The organism is Zooshikella sp. RANM57, assembly GCF_050749885.1.
Taxonomy (GTDB): Bacteria; Pseudomonadota; Gammaproteobacteria; order Pseudomonadales; family Zooshikellaceae; genus Zooshikella.
This window is the reverse complement of the sequence record NZ_JBOIUB010000046.1, coordinates 1-1,544: the sequence shown is the minus strand read 5'-3', so window position 1 is coordinate 1,544 and position 1,544 is coordinate 1. Positions and strand designations below refer to the sequence as shown.

General features: G+C 49.1%; 1 pseudogene. It reads left to right on the top strand.

Annotation, left to right across the window (positions count from 1 at the left end):
* Positions 1–1,544 (top strand): annotated as a pseudogene (locus tag ACQ96U_RS27055) (hypothetical protein); the annotation flags it as partial.

The following is a 1,544-nucleotide window of genomic DNA, read 5'->3' as shown; positions in this document are numbered from 1 at the left end:
ACGATTCGCACCGAAACCCTGGCCTTAACGGGAGAAACCCAATACCAGGATACCGTGTATAACGCATTGGGTCAGGTGGTGAAAACCTCGTTGCCTTATTTTAAAGGTGATGAGGTGTATTGGACCACGTACGAATATGATCCCTTATTACGGCTGATCAAAACCACTCAACCTGATGGCATCACCAGTGAAGTCGCGTATCAAGGCTTAAACAAGGTGCTCACTAATGCCAAAGGCCAGACCAAAACCGAACACTACAACGGTGCCGGTCAGTTGGTGAAGGTGATTGATGCGTTAGGTAGTACGCTAAGCTACACCTACGACAGTTTTGGTAATCTGACGCAAACGACAGATCCAGACAATAATATCGTCGAACTGACGTATGATGTGTTGGGCCGTAAGGTCGCGATGAATGATCCGGACAAAGGCGCATGGACCTATGAATATGATGCCTTGGGTCGGCTCATTCGTCAGCAGGATGCCAAAGGCCAGGTCACCAAGCTCAGCTATGACCAGCTCGATCGCTTAGTGAAGCAAACGGAAAATGCCCAAGCGAGTAGTAAATTACTTTGGCGGGTTTCTGAATTTCAGTATGACCAACAGCATAAAGGGCTACTGGATCAGGTGACGGTCGATGGCATTACCCAACAGTATCAGTATGATCATTTAGGACGCTTAACCGTAGAAACCCAAAGCCTGTTTGGAGAAAGCTTTACTCTCAGTTACAGCTATGACGAGTATAGCCGTCCCTTACAAACCACTTTCCCAACCGGCTTAACGGCGAAGCAAACTTACAACGAGCGTGGCTACCTGACGGCGATTACGGATGGTAAGGCGAGCAATGCCACCACCTACTGGCAAGCTCAGGCGGTGGATGCGTTAGGCAATATTACCCAACAACAGTACGGTAATGGGGCTACGACGCTACGAGTGTTTGATGCCAAAACCGGTCGTTTGCAAGACAGCGGTGCCTATATCGGCAGTACCACACAAATTGAAGACTTACACTTCACGTACGACGAATTAGGTAACCTCACGCAGCGGGAAGATAAGCGGCAGAAGATCCAAGAGACGTTTGCCTATGATCAACTCAACCGTTTAACGGAAGTCACGGCTCAACTCAGTGGTAACACCCTAAACACTAGCGTGCAGTACGATGCCTTAGGCAATATTACCCATAAGTCGGATGTTGGTGATTACAGTTACGCAGGCAAGTGTGGTACCCAACAAGCCGGTCCCCATGCGTTAACCAAAACCACGGGCAGCCAAAACGCTACCTACTGCTATGATGCCAATGGCAACATGACCAGCGGTAATGGCCGTACTGTGCGCTATACCGCCTTTGATAAACCTGATCAGATCATTCGCGGTGATTACCAAATCGACCTGGTGTATGGTCCCGACCAAAAACGCGTGCGCCGGATTGATCATGGACCCACAGGCACCAGCACGACCTACTACCAATCGGGTATCTATGAGAAGGTGGTTAGTGATACCGGCAAAATACAGCATAAGCATTACATTGCTGACGTCGCCATTATCAC